The sequence below is a fragment of the Roseomonas sp. TS2 genome, assembly GCF_058833935.1.
This window is the reverse complement of sequence record NZ_JCACVY010000038.1, coordinates 1-15,934: the sequence shown is the minus strand read 5'-3', so window position 1 is coordinate 15,934 and position 15,934 is coordinate 1. Positions and strand designations below refer to the sequence as shown.

The following is a 15,934-nucleotide window of genomic DNA, read 5'->3' as shown; positions in this document are numbered from 1 at the left end:
CCCGGTGTTGGAAGACGCCCTGCCTGCCGGTGCCACGGAATGGCACGCCGCCCTGCGCGATGCCGCGCGCCGCTTCGCGGAGGAGGAGGTGGCGCCGCTCGCCGCCGTGCTGGATGAGGAGGAGCGCTACCCCGAGGCGCTGTACCGCCGCCTCGCCGGGGCCGGGCTGTTCGGCGTCAGCGTGCCGGAGGCGCTGGGCGGCGCGGGGGCCGACGTGCTGGCCTATGCGCTGGTGATGGAGGAACTGTCGCGCGGCTATGCCTCGGTGGCCGACCAGGTGGGGCTGGTGGAACTGCTCGGCACGCTGCTCACCGAGCATGGCACGCCCGCCCAGCAGGAGCGCTACCTCCGCCCCCTGCTGCGCGCCGAGCGCCGCTGCGCCTATGCGCTGACCGAGGCCGAGGCCGGCTCCGATCTCGCCGGCCTGCGCACCCAGGCCCGGCGTGACGGCGATGGCTGGCTGCTGGAGGGCGCCAAGCTGTGGATCCACAATGCCCCCGTGGCCGATTTCGCCGCCGTGCTGGTACGCACCGACCCGGCGGCGGGGCATCGCGGCATGTCGATCTTCCTGGTCGACCTGGACAGCGCCGGCGTCACGCGTGATCGCAAGGAGCGCAAGATGGGCCAGCGCGCCTCCCCCGTCGGCGGGCTGCGCTTCGAGGGCGTGCGGCTGCCGGCCGGCGCCATGCTGGGCCAGGAGGGGCGCGGCTTCCACATGATGATGTCGGTGCTGGACAAGGGCCGCGTCGGCATCGCCGCGCTGGCGCTCGGCATCCTGCGCGCCGCGCTGGAGGAGAGCATCGATTATGCCAGGCAGCGCCGGCAGTTCGGCCAGCCCATCGCCGATTTCCAGGCGGTGCAGTGGATGATCGCCGACATGGCGAAGGACGCGCACGCCGCGCGGCTGATGGTGCACCACGCCGCCCGCGTGCTCGACGAAGGCCGCCGCGCCACGCTGGAGGCGAGCATGGCCAAGTGCTTCGCCTCCGATGCCGCGGTCGCCCGCACCGCCGATGCGGTGCAGATCCATGGCGGCAGCGGCTACATCCGCGGCGTGCGGGTGGAGCGGCTGTACCGCGACGCGAAGATCACCCAGATCTACGAAGGGACGAATCAGATTCAGCGCATGATCATGGCGCGGACGCTGCTGGCATGAGCGCGCTTCCGCAGAGGCGCCCCGTTGCCCTGGTCACGGGCGGGCGGCGCGGCATCGGCCGGGCCTGCTGCGTGGCGCTGGCGGGCCGGGGCTTCGACATCCTGGCCGCCGACATCGCCGAGGAGGGCGCCGAGGAGACGGCGGCGCTGGTGCGGGCCGCCGGCGGCCGCTTCGCCTTCCGCCGGCTGGACGTGGCGCGGCTGGAGGAGCACGACGCCTTCGTCCAGGCGGCGTGGGAAGACCAGGGCGGCCTCGACTGCCTGGTGAACAATGCCGGTGTCGGCGCGATGCGGCGCGGCGACCTGCTGGATGTCTCGCCGGAATCCTGGGACCGCGCCTTCGGCGTCAATGCGCGCGGCACCTTCTTCCTCACCCAGGCCGTGGCGCGGCGGATGCTGGAGGTGCCGCCGGCGGCGCAGCCGCGCAGCATCCTCTTCATCTCCTCGGCGAATGCGCAGCTCGCCTCCCCCGACCGTGGCGAGTACTGCGCCGCCAAGACGGCGGTCTCCATGCTGGCGCGGCTCTTCGCGCTGCGCCTGGCGGAGGCGGGCATCGCCGTGCACGAGATCCGCCCCGGCGTCATCCGCACCGACCTGACGGCGCCGGTGGCCGAGGCCTATTCCCGCCGCATCGCCGAGGGGCTCTCGCCCATCCGCCGCTGGGGGGAGCCGGAGGATGTGGGCCGCGCCGTCGCCATGCTGGCGGCGGGCGACCTGCCCTTCAGCACCGGCGACGCGCTGCACATCGACGGGGGCCTGCATGTCGGCCGCCTCTGAGCCTGCCACGCCGGGAGCCGCGCGCATGACCGACCGCCGCCTGCATTTCGAGGAGATCGAGCCCGGTCTGGAATGGACCACCGGCGGCATCCAGGTGACGGAGGCGCACCTGCTGGCCTTCGCCGGCCTCTCCGGCGATTTCTACGACATCCACATGGACGATGCCTATGCGCAGGCGCTGGGCTATCCGGGCCGGGTGGCGCATGGGCTGCTGGGGCTGGCCCTGGCGGACGGGCTGAAGAACCGGGCGCAGACCCAGCTTGCCGCCATCGTCTCGTTGGGCTGGCGCTGGCGCTTCACCGGCCCGATCCTGGTGGGCGACCGGCTTCAGGCGACGATCCGCGTCGCCGGGCTGCGGGAGACCCGCCATGCCGACCGCGGCATCGTCACCCTTGCCTTCGCCCTGCGGACGCAGCGCGGCGACACGGTGCAGGAAGGCGAGAACGACATGATGGTGCACCGCCGCGCCCCGCGGGCGTGATGGCGCGGGAACCGGATCAGAAGGTGACGAAGAAGCCGATGATCGCGGCCCAGAGCAAGGAAGAGAAAAGCAGGCCGATCATCAGGCCCTTGGAAGGAGAAAGCCGCCGCGGCACGGGCAACCGAAGTTTCCGAACCCAACCCTTCAAAGAGCTCCGGCGCAGGTCACGAAGTTCATTCGCGTGGATATCCGTACGAGATTCCATTTCTCTGACCAGGCTTTGTCTGAGGGAGGTGGATTTCGGAGTTTAGTGGAGGAAATATTAAGCTCGCGAAAAGTTCGCTGGGCCGAATGTCTCTCCTCACGGAGAGGTTATAATGCTTTCGGCAGGGTGGGAAGGGATTAAATCCACTTCCTGGTAGGCTTCCCTGCCTCAAAACAACCATGAATTGTAAGATACTGTCCCGATTCGCTGTGGCAGGCGGAGGCGCTCAGCCACTGAGGGCGCGTGCAGCCTCCATGGCCAGCGGCGCCATCCGGCGGCGGAAATCGGCCTCCTCCCATTCCGAGAGGGAGGCGGCGATATGGATGGCCGCAACGGGCCTGCCCTGCCGGTCCCGCACCGCCGCCGCCAGCACGATCTCGCCCAGCAACCCTTCCTCGCAGGCCAGCGCGTAGCCATCGGTGCGGGCCTCGGCGATCTTGGCGCGCAGGGCCGGCAGGGCGGTGATGGTGCGGGGCGTCAGCGGCCGCCGGTCCGAACGGGCCAGGATGTCCTCCACCACCGCATCCGGCAGCGCCGCCATCATCGCGCGCCCGCCCGAGGAGCAGAAGGCCGGCAGGCGGCGGCCGACCAGCGTGGCGAAGAAGGTCTCCCGCTTGCTTTGCAGCCGCACCGCATAGACGATGCTGAGGTCATCCGGCAGGCTCAGATCCACCCGCTCCTGGGTGGCGCGGCGCAGTTCCATCAGGGCCGGCGTGGCGCGTTCCACCAAGGGGTGCATGCGCAGGAAATCGAAGGAGCGGTCCATCAGCCGCAGGCCGGGCCGCAGCCCCTGCCCGCCCGGATCGGCCTCCAGGTATCCCAGGTGGCGAAGGGTATGGCAGAGCCGTTGCGCGCCGCTCTTGTCGATGCCGACGGCGGCGGCGATCTCGGCCAGGGACAATGGCCGCGGGTCATGGCCGAACACCTCCAGCACGCGCATCGCCCGCTCCACCGCCTGGATGTAGAGCCGGGGGTCGGGTGTGCCCGCCTGGGCCGGCAGGCCCTTCGCCTTTGACATCGGCGGAAAACTCCTCTTAGCTTTTCGATATAATTCGATCGTATTGAACAAAAATACGGAAGCTTCGGATCATGGCAATCTGTCAGGCTGTTCCGGCATGAGCGCCGGGCGCTTCGCGGGGCGGATGGGCGTCGTCACCGGCGCCGCCTCCGGGCTCGGGCGGGCCACGGCGGAGGCCCTGGCGCGCGAGGGCGCCCGCCTTCTCCTGTTCGACCGCGACGAAGCCGGGCTGCGCCGCACCGCCGAGGCCTGCCCCGGCGCCGAATGGCTGGCGGGCGACGTGACCCGCGCCGCCGACCAGCAGGCGCTGGCGGAGCGCGCCGCGGCGCTGGGCCCGGTGACGCTGGTGGCCACCGCCGCCGGGCTGCTGGGCCCCACCCGGCCGGTGACGGCGCTGGAAGAGGCGGAGTGGGACCTGCTTTTCGACGTGAACGTGAAGGGCACCTGGCTCACCCTGCGCGCCCTGCTGCCGCTGCTGCGTGAAGCGGGGGGCGGCGCGGTGGTCACCTTCGCCTCCACGGCCGGCCTCACCGGCTCCGCCACCATGCCCGCCTACTCCGCCAGCAAGGGCGCGGTGGTGATGCTGAGCCGCAGCCTCGCCGTCGCGCACGCCGCCGAGGGCATCCGCGTCAACTGCGTCTGCCCGGGCTCGATCGAGACGCCGATGCTGGAGGCGACCTTCGCCGGCGCCGGCAGCCCCGAGGCGCGTGCCCGGCGCGAGGCGGAGTTCCGCGCCCGCCATCCGCTCGGCCGCTTCGGCCAGGCGGCGGAGGTGGCGGAGAGCGTGCTGTTCCTGCTCAGCGATGCCGCCAGCTTCACCACGGGCGTCTGCCTGCCCGTCGATGGCGGGCGGCTTGCCTGAGGCGGAGCGCCTCGCCGGGCGCGTCGCCCTCGTCACCGGCGCGGCGGGCGGCACCGGCGCCGCCACGGCCCGCCGCTTCGCCGCCGAGGGCGCCTCCTGCTGGCCGGCCGCAACCCGGCGATGGCCGAGGGGCATCTCGCGCAACCCCGACTGCCGGCGCGCGATGCTGGCGCCCATGCCGCTGCGGCGCGCCGGGCAGCCGGAGGAGGTGGCGGCGATGATCGCGGTGGAAGGCGGCTGGCTCCTGGCCCGCAATCCGCCGCCTGGCAATGATTGAGAGGAGACCGGCATGATCGACAAATCCGTCCGTTGGCCCGGCGGCGCGCGCATCGCCGTCATGCTCACCTTCGACTTCGACGCGGAGACTCTGTGGCTCTCGCGCGACCCGGCCAATGCGCGCCGCCCCGGCACGCTGAGCCAGGGCACCTACGGCGCCAAGGTCGGCGTGCCGAAGATCCTGGAGCTGCTGCGGGAGGAGGAGGTGCGCGGCACCTTCTTCGTCCCCGGCTGGACCGCCGAGCACCATGCCAGCCGCGCCGAGATGATCGTGGCCGGCGGGCACGAGGTGGCGCACCACTCCTACTCCCACGCCTGGATCGATCCCGACTTCCCCGAGAAGGAGGTGGAGGAGATGGAGAAGGGGCTGGAGGCGCTGAAGCGCGTGCTGGGCGTGGTGCCGCGCGGCTACCGCTCGCCCGCCGGCGAATCCAGCGACAACATGCTGAAGCTCCTCCAGAAGCACAATTTCCTCTACGACAGCTCGCTGCTGGACGACGTGGTGCCCTATCGCCTCACCCTGCCGGATGGCGGGCGCGGCCCGGTGGAGCTGCCCTGGCACTGGAGCACGGACGATGCGCCGCACGCGCTGTTCTCCATCAAGTCGCCCCGCCCGATCTTCCCCAACAGCCACCTGCTGGAGATCTTCCAGGACGAGTTCCGGGAGCTCTACCGCTGGGGCGGGCTGTTCAACCTGGTGATGCATCCGCAGATCATCGGCCGCCCCAGCCGCATCGCGCTGCTGCGCGAGATGATCGGCTGGATCAGGGGCTTCCCCAATGTCTGGTTCGCGACCGGAACCGAGGTCGCCGAGGCCTGGATCGCCGCGCATGACGCCGCCTGACGCGAAGGGAGACCAAGCCATGACCGCCTCCACCTACGACCCCGCCACCTTCCGCCCGATGACCTTCCACGACGCCGTGCCCGGCTTCGTGGAGGGGCGGGATACGCCGCGCGCCTATCTGGAGCGCTGCCTGGAGGTCATCGCCGCGCGCGAGCCGGTGGTGCGCGCCTGGGTGACGCTGAACGAGGAAGGCGCCCGCGCCGCCGCCGACGCCGCGACCGCGCGCTACAAGGAGGGCCGCGCCCTCTCGCCGATCGACGGCATGCCGGTCGGCATCAAGGACATGCTGCAGACCAAGGACATGCCGACCGAGCAGGGCACCCCCCTGTTCAAGGGCGCGCAGACGAAGATGGACAGCGCCAGCGTCGTGGCGCTCCGGCAGGCCGGCGCGGTGATCCTGGGCAAGACGGTGACGACCGAGCTGGGCATGTCCCACCCCGGCCCCACCACCAACCCGTTCAACGCGGCGCACACGCCGGGCGGCTCCTCCTCCGGCTCGGCGGCGGCGATCGGCGCGGCGATGGTGCCGGCGGCGCTGGGCACGCAGGTGGTGGGCTCCATCATCCGCCCCGCCGGCTTCTGCGCCAACACCGCCATCAAGCCCACCTTCGGCGCCATCCACCGCGGCGAGCGGCTGGCCTTCAGCCAGAGCCATATCGGCGTCCATGCCGGGTGCCTGGAGGATATGTGGCGCGTCACCTACGAGATGGCGCAGCGCTCGGGCGGCGACCCCGGGCACCCGGGCCTGTTCGGCGAGGCGGCGCCGCGCCCGCCGGCAAAGCCCGGGCGGCTGATCGTCATGGAGAGCGAGGGCTGGGCGCAGACCGACCCGCGCACTGCCGAGGCCTTCGACCGCGTGCTGCGCCAGCTCCGCGATGCCGGGGTGACGCTGCTGCGCCGGGGCGACAGCCCGCTGATCGAAGCCTTCGAGCAGGCGATCGGCGAGAGCCTCGCCCTCTGCCGCGACCTCTGCGGCTACGAGCTGCGCTGGACGCTGGAGAACCTCGTCGAGCGCTTCCCGACCGGCCTCAGCGACAGCATGATGTCCCGCCTCGCCCTCGCGCGGAGCATGACGATCGACGACTACCGCCTCGCCCTGCAGAAGCGGGACTTCGCGCAGCAGGCCTTCGCCGCGCTGGCGCCGCTGGCGGATGGGCTGGTCAGCCTCAGCTCCGTCGGCCCCGCGCCGCCGATGGAGAACACGGCGAAGGATTCCGGCGTCACCCACACCACCGGGCTGCCGGCCTACAACGCCGCCACCTCGGTGCTGGGCTCGCCCGCCATCACCCTGCCGCTGATCGCCATGGAGGGGCTGCCGGTGGGCGTGCAGGTGATCGGCCAGCGCCATGGCGATGCGGCGCTGACCGGGCTCGCCGCCTGGATGACGGCGGCGGTGCGGCCCGTAATCGTGTAAGGAGAAGCGTTCTTTTTTGGAAAAAAGAACCAAAAAACTTTTCGGGTTTGGCCGGCATGTTGAAATGCCCCGCGCCAAACTCGAAAAGTCTTTTTGCTTCTTTTTCTTCAGAAAAAGAAGGAAGCTTTCACTTCAAACCGTTCTCCAGCCACTCCCGTGTCAGCACGAGATCGGTGCGTGTCAGACCGTGCCCGGTGGGCAGGCTGCGGTGCGTCACCGCCGCCCCCGCGGCTTCCAGCGTGGCAGCCAGCGCCGCGCTGCCCTGCGGCGGGATGATCGGGTCCGCCTGACCCGAAAGCATCAACACCGGCGTGCCGGGCAGCGCCACCTCGGGCGGCTGGCGCAGCGGCGGCATGGCGCGCAGCAGCGCGGCGCCCGCCAGCGTGCCGGGGTGCAGCAGCAGCAGCGCCGCCGCGATGTTCGCCCCATTCGAGAAGCCGAGCGCGACGGGCGCCGCCAGCCCGTGTCGCTCCCGCGCCGCCGCCACGAAGCCGGCCAGCGCCGCCGCCTGCGCGCGCAGGTCGTCCTCGTCGAACACGCCCTCCGCCAGCCGGCGGAAGAAGCGCGGCATGCCGTGCTCCAGCACCCGCCCGCGCGGGGAGAGCAGCGCCGCGCCCGGCGCCACCTCCCGCCCCAGCGGGATCAGGTCATGCTCGTCGCCGCCGGTGCCGTGCAGCAGCAGCAGCGGGGGGAGAGCCGGGTCGGTGCCCGGCTCGAAGCGGTACTGGAAGCCTTCCATCCTCTCCTCCTTCAGCCGAGCGCCGGCAGCGCGGATTCGATGGCCGCGCGGTGGCCTTCGAGGAAGCCGGGCAGCTTCAGCGCCTGGCCCAGCGCGGCCGGGGCCTCGTCCACCGCGAAGCCGGGCACGTCGGTCGCGATCTCGAACAGCACATGGCCCGGCTCGCGGAAATAGACCGAGCGGAAGTAGTTGCGGTCCTTCTGCTCGGTGGTGTGGATGCCGTGGTTCTCGGCCAGGCGCCGCACCATGTCCATCTCCGCCGCGTCATCGGCGGCGCGGAAGGCCAGGTGGTGCACCGAGCCGCGGCCCAGCCGTGCCGGCATCGCCCCCGCCACCACGCGCAGGTCGACGATGCCGCCCAGCGCCATGCCCGGCACCTGGAAGCGGTGCGTCTCCCCCTCCCGCCCCGCCGCCGCGAAGCCGAAGACATCGGAGAGGATGGCGCCCGTCGGCGCCGCGTCCCCCACCAGCAGCGAGACGCCGTGGAAGCCGCGGATGGCGTGCTCGGCGGGGATCTCGCCATTCTCCCAGGCCGGCTCGGCCTCGATGCCGGGCAGGCCGACGAGCGCCAGATGCATGCCATCCGGGTCGCGGAAGGCGAGCAGCGTCTCGCCGAGGCGCCCCGTCCGCTGCACGCCGTGGTTGACCAGGCGCTGCGTCCAGTAGCCGAGCGAGGCCTGTGGCACGCGGAACACCGTCTCCTGCAGCTCGCCCGCGCCGGCGCGGCCGGGGGCGGCGTTCTCCCAGGGGAAGAAGGTGAGGATGGTGCCGGGACTGCCCGCCGCGTCGCCGTAGTAGAGGTGGTAGGCGCCGGGGTCGTCGAAGTTCACCGTCTTCTTCACCAGCCGCAGCCCCAGGGTGCGGGTGTAGAATTCCAGGTTCTGCCGCGCCTTTCCTGCGATGGCGGTGACGTGGTGGATGCCGTTGCGGGTCATGGTCCGGGTCTCCTTGGCGGTGCGGGATGCACCGGGTTGACCCCAGAATGGGTGGCGGAAGGCCCGGGCGAAAGCGAAACCCGGTTGCACTGGCGCAATCGGAACCTTGCGGCCTGTGCCCTGGAATTGCATCGCAGCGCGGGCTAGCCTGCCAGCCCCGGCCCATGAATCCCGGCCCATGAAGGATGCGCCATGACCGAACCGCCGCGCGGCGTCGCCTGGGATGATGTCCGCCTGATCGACGCCATCGCCCGCACCGGCAACCTGCCGGCGGCGGCGGCGCGGCTCGGGGTGCACCACTCCACCGCCTTCCGCCGGCTGGGGCAGATCGAGGCGCGGATCGGCTGCCCGCTCTTCGAGCGCCGCCGCGCGGGCTATGTGGCGACGCCGGCCGGCGAGGAGATGGCGGCGCTGGCCGCGCGGGTGGAGGCGGACATCACCGCCGTCACGCGCCGCCTGGCGGGGCAGGTGCCGCTGCCCTCGGGCGAGGTGCGGCTGGCCACCAGCGACCTGCTGCTGGCCGGGCTGCTGCTGCCCATGCTGGCCACGCTGCGCGCCGCGCAGCCGGCGATCCGGCTCGACATCGTCACCGGCAACGCCGCCGCCAACCTCTCCCGCCGCGACGCCGACGTGGCGCTGCGCGCCAGCGACGCGCCGCCGGAGACGCTGGTGGGCCGCCGCGTGGCGCGCATCGCCTGGGCGCTCTACGGCCCGGCCGGCGGCGGGCTGGCGCCGGAGACCGCCCCCTGGGTGCTGCCGGGCGAGGCCCTGGCCGGCCTGCGGCGCCAGCGCCGCGCCGCCGCGCGCGTGCCGCCGGAGCGTATCGCCGGCCGCTTCGACAGCGTGCTGGCCATGGCGGATGCGGTGCGGGCGGGGCTTGGCATCGGCCACCTGCCCTGCTTCGCGGGGGATGCGTGGCCGGGCCTCGCGCGGCTCTCGGCGCCGGTGCCGGAGATGGCGGGCACGCTCTGGCTGCTCACGCATCCGGACCTGCGGCAGACGCCGCGCATCCGCGCCGTGATGGACCACCTGGGCGAGGCGATCTCGGCCGAGAAAGCGCGGATCGAGGCGAGCGGGGCGTGACCCGGCGCGGCGTGCCTCAGCGCGCCGCCGGGCCGCGCATCCGCCACACCAGCGCGATCAGCTCCGCCACGGCCTGGAAATGCTCGGGCGGGATCGGCGCCTCCTCCTCCAGCCGGTAGAGGGCGCGGGCCAGGGGCGGGTTGGCCACCAGCGGCACGCCATGCGCCTCGGCGATGCGGCGGATGCGCGCGGCGGCGGCGTCCACGCCACGCGCCACCACGCGCGGCGCCGCATCCGCCGCGCGGTCATAGGCCAGGGCGACGGCATAGTGCGTCGGGTTGGTCACCACCACCGTGGCCTTCGGCACCGCCTCCTGCACGCGGCGGCGGCGGCGGCCGAGCATCCTGGCGCGGCGCTTGGCGCGCAGATGCGGGTCGCCGTCGCTCTCCTTCATCTCCTCCTTCATCTCCTGCAGGCTCATCCGCATCCGCCGCGCGAAGCGCAGCCGCACCCACAGGAAATCCGCCGCCGCCAGCACGGCCAGCGCCGCCAGCGCCGCCATCACCAGCCGCCCCAGCAGCTCGGCCAGCAATGCCGTCATCGCCTCGGGCGGCTCGGCCAGCACGCCGCGCAGCGCCGGCAGCGCATCGGCCGCCACCCACCACAGCGCCAGCCCCGTGGCGCCGAGCTTCAGCAGCGCGCGTGCCAGCTCCTGCAGCCCATGCGGGCCGAACAGCCGCTTGGCGCCGGCCAGCGGGCTGATCTTGGAGAGCTTCGGCGCCATCGCCTGGGCGGAGACCAGGAGGCGGGTCTGCAGCAGCGTCGCCGCCACGGCGCCGAGCGCCGCCATGGCGGCCACGGCCAGCATCAGCGGCAGGGCGGCGCGCAGCAGCGAGGCCGCCGCCGCATCCGCGCGCAGCATGTGCGCGCCGGCGAAGATCGCCCGCGTCTCCTCGATCAGGCTGCGGCCCAGCGCCGGGCCGAGCAGGCCGAGCGCCAGCGCGCCGCCCGCCAGGCTGGCGAGCTGCACCGCCTCGCGCGCCAGCGGCACGTCGCCCTGCTCGCGCGCGCGGTCCAGCCGGCGTTGCGAGGCGTCGAGTTGCTTGTCGTCGGCATCGCCCTGCTCCTCGGCCATGGCGCCCGCCTCAGCCCAGCCCGGGCAGCACGGAGAAGGCGGCCTGGGCGGCGGCCAGCCAGTGCTCCAGGATCAGCGGCAGCAGCGCCGCCAGCAGCGCGATGCCGGCGAGCGTCTGCGCCGGCGCGGCGATGACGAAGATCTGCGCCTGCGGCGCGGCGCGGGCGAGCAGCCCGCTACCGGCCTGCAGCAGCACGGCCAGCAGCAGCAGCGGCGCCGCCAGCCGCATGGCCAGCGCGAAGCTGCCGGCGGTGGCCGCCACCACCGCCTCGGCCGCCGGGCCGGCAGGCAAGGGCGCGCCGGCCGGCAGCAGCGCGTAGCTCTCGGCCAGCGCCCGCAGCGGCAGGGCGTAGAGGCCGGTGCTCAGCGCCAGGATGGCGGCGGCCATCCCCATCAGCCGCCCCGTGGCGAGGCCCTGCGCGCCCTGCACAGGGTCCTGCCCCAGCAGGCTGGACAGGCCGATGAGGAAGCCGATGGCCTGCCCCGCCGTGACCAGCGCGAAGCTGGCCAGCCGTGCCAGCCAGCCCAGCCACAGCCCCACCGCCACCTCGGTGGCCACCAGCGCGGCCAGGCCGCCGATGCCCGCCGGCTCCGGCGGCAGGCCGGGTGCCAGCACCGGCAGCAGCAGCGCCACCACGGCGAGCGCCAGCCCGAGCCGCAGCGTGGCCGGCACATCGGCCTCGCCCAGCCCTGGCAGCACCATGCCGCAGGCGCCGATGCGCGCCATCAGCAGCGCCGCCTGGAAGGCCAGCAGCGGCAACTGGCCGAGCCACTCGGCCTCGCTCACCGCAGCCCGCCGACGGCCACGACCTGCGCGAAGATCTCCTCGGTGAAGCCACGCAGCGCGCCGGCCGCCATCGGCCCGCCCACCAGCAGCACCACCGCCAGCGCCACCAGCTTCGGCACGAAGGCCAGCGCCGCCTCCTGGATCTGCGTCAGGGCCTGCAGCACGGCCACGGCCAGGCCGACCACCAGCAGCACCACCAGCATCGGCCCGCCCACCAGCAACGCCGTCCAGAGCGCCTGCTGCCCGGCCAGGGCCACGATATCGCTGTCCATCGCCTGTGCCGCCTCCTGCGGCTGCCGGCCGCGTCCTGCGGCCCGTGCGAAGGGGTAGGGGCGCCGGCAGGAGACCGGCGCCGCGGGACGGGCCCGTGGCCCGTCAGATCGGCATGCGCATGATCTCCTGGTAGGCGGAGACCACGCGGTCGCGCAGCGCCACGGTGGCCTGCAGCGCCAGCTCGGCGCGGGAGACGGCCAGCACCACGTCGGTGACGCCCGCCTGGCCGGTCAGCGCCTGCACGCTGGTCGCGTCGGCGGTCCGCGTGGCCTGCACGGCGCCTTCCATGGCGCGCTCCAGCATGGCGCCGAAGCTGCCGCCCTGGCCCGGCTGGGATGGAACGGCCGGCGCCGCGCCGGCCTGTGCGCCCAGGGCGCGGTAGGCGGCGAGGCCGGAGAGCGGCGCGCTCACGAGCGCAGCGCCTCGATGGTGCGCATCAGCATCCCGCGCGTCGTCTCCAGCACGGAGAGGTTGGCGCTGTAGCTGCGCTGGGCCTCGCGCATGTCCATCACCTCGATCAGGCTGTCCACGTTCGGCGTGCGGACATAGCCGCGCGCATCGGCGGCCGGGTGGTGCGGGTCGTAATGCTCGGGGAACTCGCCCGGCGCGGTGCCGGTGCGCCCGGCCCGCACCGTCTCCACCCCCGTCGCGCGGTCGAGCGTGCGCTCGAAGGTGAGGGTCTTGCGCCGGTAAGGATCGGCGCCAGGCGTGGTGCCGGTGCTGTCGCGGTTGGCGAGGTTCTCCGCCACCACCCGCAGCCGGGCCGACTGTGCCGCCATGCCGGCGGCGGAGACGTTGAGCGCGCGGTCGAGATCCATGCTGCCCGGTCCTTATCAGCTGCGCCCGAGGGCGGTGCGGTACAGCCCGGCCCAGCTGCGGTGCAGGCCGAGCGCCAGGGCGTGCGCCTGGTCGGTCTCGGCCACCTTCAGCGCCTGCTGGTCCAGCGCCACGGCATTGCCGTTCGGGCTGCGCTCGGCCGCGGCGCGGTCGGTGCGCGCGGTGCCGCCGGTGGAGGAGACCATGTGGCGCGGATCGGTGCGCGCCAGGCCGCCCGACGCGGTGGCCCGCCCCAGCGCCTGCGCGAAGGGCGTGAGGTCGCGCGGCTGGTAGCCGGGCGTGTCGGCATTGGCGATGTTCTGCGCCAGCACGCGCTGCCGCTGCTCCAGCCAGTGCAGGCGCTGCCCGGCCAGGGCCAGCGGATCGGCGGGGATGGGTCGGGAGACGCTCATGGCGGCACGCTGCCCCGGCTTTGCGACCGCCATGTTAACGGGATGGTGATTGCCGGCTCGGCGCGCCGCCTCAGCGCAGGCTGCGCAGCTGCTCGGAGAGCGCCTGCCCCATCGCCACCTCGCGGCGGAGCCGGTCGAGATCGGGCAGGCCCGGGCGCGGCGCCTCGGCGGCGAGGGCCGAGAAGGCCTCGGCCAGCGGCCCGCCGGCCAGGCGCGGGCCATAGCTGGCGCGCAGGGCGGCGAGGCCCGCCTCGTCGCCCGCCAGGGCCTGGTAGGCGGCCAGGCGCAGCAGCAGGCGCCGCTGCGCCTCGTCGAGCGGCGCGGGCGCGGCCGGCAGGCTGGCGGCGGCATGCCGCGCCAGCGCCGCGGCGGCGCCCGTCCAGTCCTTCCGCTCGGCCAGCAGGGTGGCCAGGCGCGCGGCGCCGGCCGCGCCCAGCCCGCGCAGCGCGGCCTCGGCGCCCGCGGCATCGCCGGACAGGGCCAGGGCACGCGCCTCCGTCATCTCCCGGCGGACATCGGCCTCCTCCTCCTCCTCCCCCGGGGAGGCGCGCAGCGCGGCCAGGGCGCCGGCACCCTCCCCCGCGCTCACCAGCAGCTCGGCCTCGCGCAGCCGCAGCGGCGCCGGCTGCGCGCTGCGCAGCGCGGCCTGGCGCAGCAGCGCGGCGCCCTGGGCATGCAGGTCCAGCCCCGCGAGGCCGTCGGCCACGCGCAGCGCCGCCGCGTCCAGGGCGGGGCCTGCGGGCAGGGTCTGCATCTCCGCCTCCAGCCGCTGTGCCGCCTCCAGTGCCGGCAGGCCGGGCTGGACGAGGCGCTGCATCGCCGCCGCGTCGCGCAGCGCGGCGATCTGCGGCGCGGCGTCGGGGAACAGCGCGAGGGTCTCCTCCAGCAGCTCCAGCGCCGCCTCGGCCTGCCCCGCCTCGCGGTACAGGGCGGCGGCGCGCAGGCGGCGCGACAGCTCCCGCTCATCGCCGCGCCAGGCGGCGATGCCGGCGGCCAGCGCGGCGGCCGCCCCGGCCGGATCGGTCTCGCCGGCGGCGAGGCGCAGCTCCGCCATGCGGCCGATGGCCCGGGCGCGCAGGTCGCGGTCCCGCCCCTCGGCCAGGGGGCCATAGGCGGCCAGCGCGGCCGGATGGTCGCCCTGCGCCTCGGCGATGCGGGCGCGGGCATAGGCGATGCCGGGCGTGGCGGCCTCGCCGTCCGGCAGGTCCCTCAGCAGCGCCGCGGCCGTATCGGCCCGGCCCTGCCCGGCCAGGCTGCGCGCCGCCAGCGGCAGAAGGCGGCGGCGCAGGGCCTCCGGCCAGGCGCGCAGCAGCGGGGCCGTGGCCTCCAGCTCCCGCAGCGCCGCCTCGGATTCCGGGGCCAGCTCGTCATCGCGCAGCCCGGCCAGGGCGCGCCACAGCCGCACATCCTGTTGCGCCGCCGGCAGGCGCGCATCCTCCAGCGCGGCCGCCGCCTCCTCCGCCCGGCCGGCCAGCAGGGCGCCGGCGCCGGACAGCAGGATGGCACGGGGCTCGCTGGCCAGGCGGGGGTCCTCGGTCACGGCGAGGGTGGTCAGGGCCTGCGCCTCCACCCCCAGCCCGAGCGCCAGCAGCGACTCGGCCAGCGCCAGGCGCAGCGGCCCGCGCGCCAGGGAGGGCGCGGCGGCCACCGCGTTGAAGGCGGCGTGGCGGCGGGCCAGCAGGGCGGAAACAGGCTCGTCCGGCAGCGCCAGCAGGGTCTCGCCCGCGGGTGCCGGCTGCAGCGCCAGGGCACCGCCGCGCGCCAGGGGCACGGCAAAGCCCTCCGGGACCGAACGCAGCGTCACCAGGTCGGAGCGCACCGCCAGCGCCACGCCGGCCTGGGTGGGCAGCAGGTCGAACGGCGCGTGCTGCTGCGCGCCGTGCAGGGCGGCACCGGGCGGGGCCACCAGGCCCAGCAGCAGCAGGCCGTCGCCGGCCGGGTCGGGCACGGCGATGACGCGGCCGGCACCCTCAGCATGCAGCAGCAGGCGGGGCTGGCCCTCCGCCGGGCCCGCCTCGTGCCGGGCCTGCACGGCGGGGGCGGCGGGTGCTCCGGCGTCCTCGGGCCACAACGCCCAGCCGCCTTCCGGCGTGGCGCGGAGCTGCGCGGGGTGGCGCACCTTGCGCTGGCGCAGCACGGTGCTGCCGGGCACCTCCATCACTTCCACGGGACCAAGCGCGGCGGCCAGGCGCCGCAGCGTGGCGGCATCGGGCGGCTGCGGGCTGTCGAAGGCGAGCAGCAGGGAATCGCCGCGCAGCAGGGCGGCGGCGGCGGTGCCGGCCGGAAAGGGCAGCGCCAGGGGCGCCGGCCGCGGCGCGGCTGCGCGCGGGAGCGGAGCGGCCGCCCGGGCCAGGGCATCGGCGGTGGGCGACCCGCCCAGGGAGGCGGGCGCCAGCGGCCGCGGCGGAACGGGCTGCGGCCGGGGCGGCTCCGCCTGGGGCGCCGGCTGCGGCACCGGTTGCGGCGCGGCGAGGGAAATGGCTGGCGCTGCACCCGTGGCCGCAGCAGCGGCCGGCGGGGGCGATGGGCTGGGCATGGCGGACGGGCCTGGCGCCTCCGCCGGCAGGCTGGCGGCGTCTCCTGCCGCCATGGCGGGGTGCGGGACCGGCGCGGGCGCGGCAGGTGCTTCGGCCTGCCTGGCCAGGGCCGCAATGGCGGCCAGCGCCGCCTCCTCCCGCCTGGCCAGGGCCGGAGGCGCGCCGGCACCGGGTTCAGCCCGGGCAGGCCCGGCCGAAGGAGCGGCCTGGGACACGGCAGGCTGGGACACGGCAGGCTGGGACG

Annotated in this window: 19 protein-coding genes; 8 read left to right on the top strand and 11 right to left on the bottom strand. The window is 74.5% G+C overall.

Going from position 1 to position 15,934, the window contains the following annotated elements:
* Positions 1-4: 4 nt before the first annotated feature.
* Genes ACZJYS_RS08940 through ACZJYS_RS08930 form a run of 3 tightly spaced genes read left to right on the top strand, consistent with a single transcriptional unit; the run spans position 5 to position 2,413 of the window.
* Positions 5-1,156 carry an acyl-CoA dehydrogenase family protein gene (locus ACZJYS_RS08940; RefSeq protein ID WP_493177313.1) on the top strand — a complete coding sequence of 384 codons (1,152 nt, stop codon included), beginning with the start codon at positions 5-7 and terminating at the stop codon, positions 1,154-1,156.
* A complete protein-coding gene (locus ACZJYS_RS08935) occupies positions 1,153-1,932 on the top strand; it encodes a 3-ketoacyl-ACP reductase (protein WP_493177311.1) in 780 nt (259 codons plus the stop codon). Before ACZJYS_RS08940 ends, ACZJYS_RS08935 begins: the two co-directional genes overlap by 4 nt.
* Before the next feature lie 25 nt (positions 1,933-1,957).
* Positions 1,958-2,413 carry a MaoC family dehydratase gene (locus ACZJYS_RS08930; RefSeq protein ID WP_493177309.1) on the top strand — a complete coding sequence of 152 codons (456 nt, stop codon included), beginning with the start codon at positions 1,958-1,960 and terminating at the stop codon, positions 2,411-2,413.
* Between the two features lie 16 nt (positions 2,414-2,429).
* On the opposite strand, the gene ACZJYS_RS08925 is transcribed toward ACZJYS_RS08930, so the two are convergent.
* Complete coding sequence (locus ACZJYS_RS08925) at positions 2,430-2,618, bottom strand: hypothetical protein (protein ID WP_146201903.1); 189 nt, start codon at positions 2,616-2,618, stop codon at positions 2,430-2,432.
* A 226-nt stretch (positions 2,619-2,844) separates the two neighbouring features.
* Positions 2,845-3,636: an IclR family transcriptional regulator gene (locus tag ACZJYS_RS08920; protein ID WP_493177307.1), complete on the bottom strand. Its 792-nt coding sequence runs from the start codon at positions 3,634-3,636 to the stop codon at positions 2,845-2,847.
* Between the two features lie 97 nt (positions 3,637-3,733).
* On the opposite strand from ACZJYS_RS08920, the gene ACZJYS_RS08915 reads away from it, so the two are divergent.
* From ACZJYS_RS08915 to ACZJYS_RS08900, 4 genes are read left to right on the top strand one after another with little or no spacing between them, the layout of a single operon-like run.
* The gene (locus ACZJYS_RS08915; RefSeq protein WP_493177305.1) at positions 3,734-4,498 is read left to right on the top strand and encodes an SDR family NAD(P)-dependent oxidoreductase; all 765 of its coding nucleotides are present in this window, start codon (positions 3,734-3,736) and stop codon (positions 4,496-4,498) included.
* Positions 4,491-4,775 (top strand): hypothetical protein, encoded by a 285-nt coding sequence (locus ACZJYS_RS08910; RefSeq protein WP_493177303.1) that lies wholly within the window; start codon positions 4,491-4,493, stop codon positions 4,773-4,775. Before ACZJYS_RS08915 ends, ACZJYS_RS08910 begins: the two co-directional genes overlap by 8 nt.
* Positions 4,776-4,787: 12 nt before the next feature.
* The gene (locus ACZJYS_RS08905) at positions 4,788-5,618 is read left to right on the top strand and encodes a polysaccharide deacetylase family protein (RefSeq protein ID WP_493177301.1); all 831 of its coding nucleotides are present in this window, start codon (positions 4,788-4,790) and stop codon (positions 5,616-5,618) included.
* 19 nt (positions 5,619-5,637) lie between these two features.
* Entirely contained in the window at positions 5,638-7,032 is a 1,395-nt protein-coding gene (locus tag ACZJYS_RS08900; RefSeq protein ID WP_493177299.1) for an amidase, read from the top strand.
* A 127-nt stretch (positions 7,033-7,159) separates the two neighbouring features.
* Here the strand turns inward: ACZJYS_RS08900 and ACZJYS_RS08895 are convergent, their stop codons facing one another.
* Both ACZJYS_RS08895 and ACZJYS_RS08890 read right to left on the bottom strand, forming a co-directional pair.
* Positions 7,160-7,771, bottom strand: coding sequence for an alpha/beta hydrolase (locus tag ACZJYS_RS08895; protein WP_493177297.1), 612 nt, complete (start codon positions 7,769-7,771; stop codon positions 7,160-7,162).
* 11 nt (positions 7,772-7,782) lie between these two features.
* The gene (locus ACZJYS_RS08890; protein ID WP_493177295.1) at positions 7,783-8,706 is read right to left on the bottom strand and encodes a ring-cleaving dioxygenase; all 924 of its coding nucleotides are present in this window, start codon (positions 8,704-8,706) and stop codon (positions 7,783-7,785) included.
* Between the two features lie 192 nt (positions 8,707-8,898).
* Between ACZJYS_RS08890 and ACZJYS_RS08885 the strand changes: the two genes are divergently transcribed.
* Positions 8,899-9,789 carry a LysR family transcriptional regulator gene (locus tag ACZJYS_RS08885; RefSeq protein WP_493177293.1) on the top strand — a complete coding sequence of 297 codons (891 nt, stop codon included), beginning with the start codon at positions 8,899-8,901 and terminating at the stop codon, positions 9,787-9,789.
* A gap of 16 nt (positions 9,790-9,805) precedes the next feature.
* On the opposite strand, the gene ACZJYS_RS08880 is transcribed toward ACZJYS_RS08885, so the two are convergent.
* From ACZJYS_RS08880 to ACZJYS_RS08850, 7 genes are all read right to left on the bottom strand, one after another.
* Complete coding sequence (locus ACZJYS_RS08880) at positions 9,806-10,864, bottom strand: EscU/YscU/HrcU family type III secretion system export apparatus switch protein (protein WP_493177291.1); 1,059 nt, start codon at positions 10,862-10,864, stop codon at positions 9,806-9,808.
* 10 nt (positions 10,865-10,874) lie between these two features.
* Entirely contained in the window at positions 10,875-11,651 is a 777-nt protein-coding gene (locus ACZJYS_RS08875) for a flagellar biosynthetic protein FliR (protein WP_109517509.1), read from the bottom strand.
* Positions 11,648-11,923, bottom strand: coding sequence for a flagellar biosynthetic protein FliQ (locus tag ACZJYS_RS08870; RefSeq protein ID WP_379648807.1), 276 nt, complete (start codon positions 11,921-11,923; stop codon positions 11,648-11,650). The genes ACZJYS_RS08875 and ACZJYS_RS08870 overlap by 4 nt, the downstream gene beginning before the upstream one ends.
* A gap of 103 nt (positions 11,924-12,026) precedes the next feature.
* Positions 12,027-12,335, bottom strand: a complete 309-nt coding sequence (gene fliE, locus ACZJYS_RS08865; protein ID WP_493177289.1) for a flagellar hook-basal body complex protein FliE — start codon at positions 12,333-12,335, stop codon at positions 12,027-12,029.
* Positions 12,332-12,742, bottom strand: a complete 411-nt coding sequence (flgC, locus tag ACZJYS_RS08860; protein WP_109517506.1) for a flagellar basal body rod protein FlgC — start codon at positions 12,740-12,742, stop codon at positions 12,332-12,334. The genes fliE and flgC overlap by 4 nt, the downstream gene beginning before the upstream one ends.
* 15 nt (positions 12,743-12,757) lie before the next feature.
* Positions 12,758-13,153 carry a flagellar basal body rod protein FlgB gene (locus ACZJYS_RS08855; protein ID WP_379648805.1) on the bottom strand — a complete coding sequence of 132 codons (396 nt, stop codon included), beginning with the start codon at positions 13,151-13,153 and terminating at the stop codon, positions 12,758-12,760.
* 70 nt (positions 13,154-13,223) lie between these two features.
* Positions 13,224-15,608 carry a hypothetical protein gene (locus tag ACZJYS_RS08850; RefSeq protein WP_493177286.1) on the bottom strand — a complete coding sequence of 795 codons (2,385 nt, stop codon included), beginning with the start codon at positions 15,606-15,608 and terminating at the stop codon, positions 13,224-13,226.
* Between the last annotated feature and the right edge of the window lie 326 nt (positions 15,609-15,934).

Excerpts from the sequence above, each read along its gene's own strand:
- ACZJYS_RS08885 (WP_493177293.1), top strand. The coding sequence starts at position 8,899 with ATGACCGAACCGCCGCGCGGCGTCGCCTGGGATGATGTCCGCCTGATC.
- ACZJYS_RS08880 (WP_493177291.1), bottom strand. The coding sequence starts at position 10,864 with ATGGCCGAGGAGCAGGGCGATGCCGACGACAAGCAACTCGACGCCTCG.
- ACZJYS_RS08870 (WP_379648807.1), bottom strand. The coding sequence starts at position 11,923 with ATGGACAGCGATATCGTGGCCCTGGCCGGGCAGCAGGCGCTCTGGACG.
- ACZJYS_RS08915 (WP_493177305.1), top strand. The coding sequence starts at position 3,734 with ATGAGCGCCGGGCGCTTCGCGGGGCGGATGGGCGTCGTCACCGGCGCC.
- ACZJYS_RS08890 (WP_493177295.1), bottom strand. The coding sequence starts at position 8,706 with ATGACCCGCAACGGCATCCACCACGTCACCGCCATCGCAGGAAAGGCG.
- flgC (WP_109517506.1), bottom strand. The coding sequence starts at position 12,742 with ATGGATCTCGACCGCGCGCTCAACGTCTCCGCCGCCGGCATGGCGGCA.
- ACZJYS_RS08905 (WP_493177301.1), top strand. The coding sequence starts at position 4,788 with ATGATCGACAAATCCGTCCGTTGGCCCGGCGGCGCGCGCATCGCCGTC.
- ACZJYS_RS08930 (WP_493177309.1), top strand. The coding sequence starts at position 1,958 with ATGACCGACCGCCGCCTGCATTTCGAGGAGATCGAGCCCGGTCTGGAA.
- ACZJYS_RS08900 (WP_493177299.1), top strand. The coding sequence starts at position 5,638 with ATGACCGCCTCCACCTACGACCCCGCCACCTTCCGCCCGATGACCTTC.
- ACZJYS_RS08895 (WP_493177297.1), bottom strand. The coding sequence starts at position 7,771 with ATGGAAGGCTTCCAGTACCGCTTCGAGCCGGGCACCGACCCGGCTCTC.
- ACZJYS_RS08925 (WP_146201903.1), bottom strand. The coding sequence starts at position 2,618 with ATGGAATCTCGTACGGATATCCACGCGAATGAACTTCGTGACCTGCGC.
- ACZJYS_RS08920 (WP_493177307.1), bottom strand. The coding sequence starts at position 3,636 with ATGTCAAAGGCGAAGGGCCTGCCGGCCCAGGCGGGCACACCCGACCCC.
- ACZJYS_RS08855 (WP_379648805.1), bottom strand. The coding sequence starts at position 13,153 with ATGAGCGTCTCCCGACCCATCCCCGCCGATCCGCTGGCCCTGGCCGGG.
- ACZJYS_RS08935 (WP_493177311.1), top strand. The coding sequence starts at position 1,153 with ATGAGCGCGCTTCCGCAGAGGCGCCCCGTTGCCCTGGTCACGGGCGGG.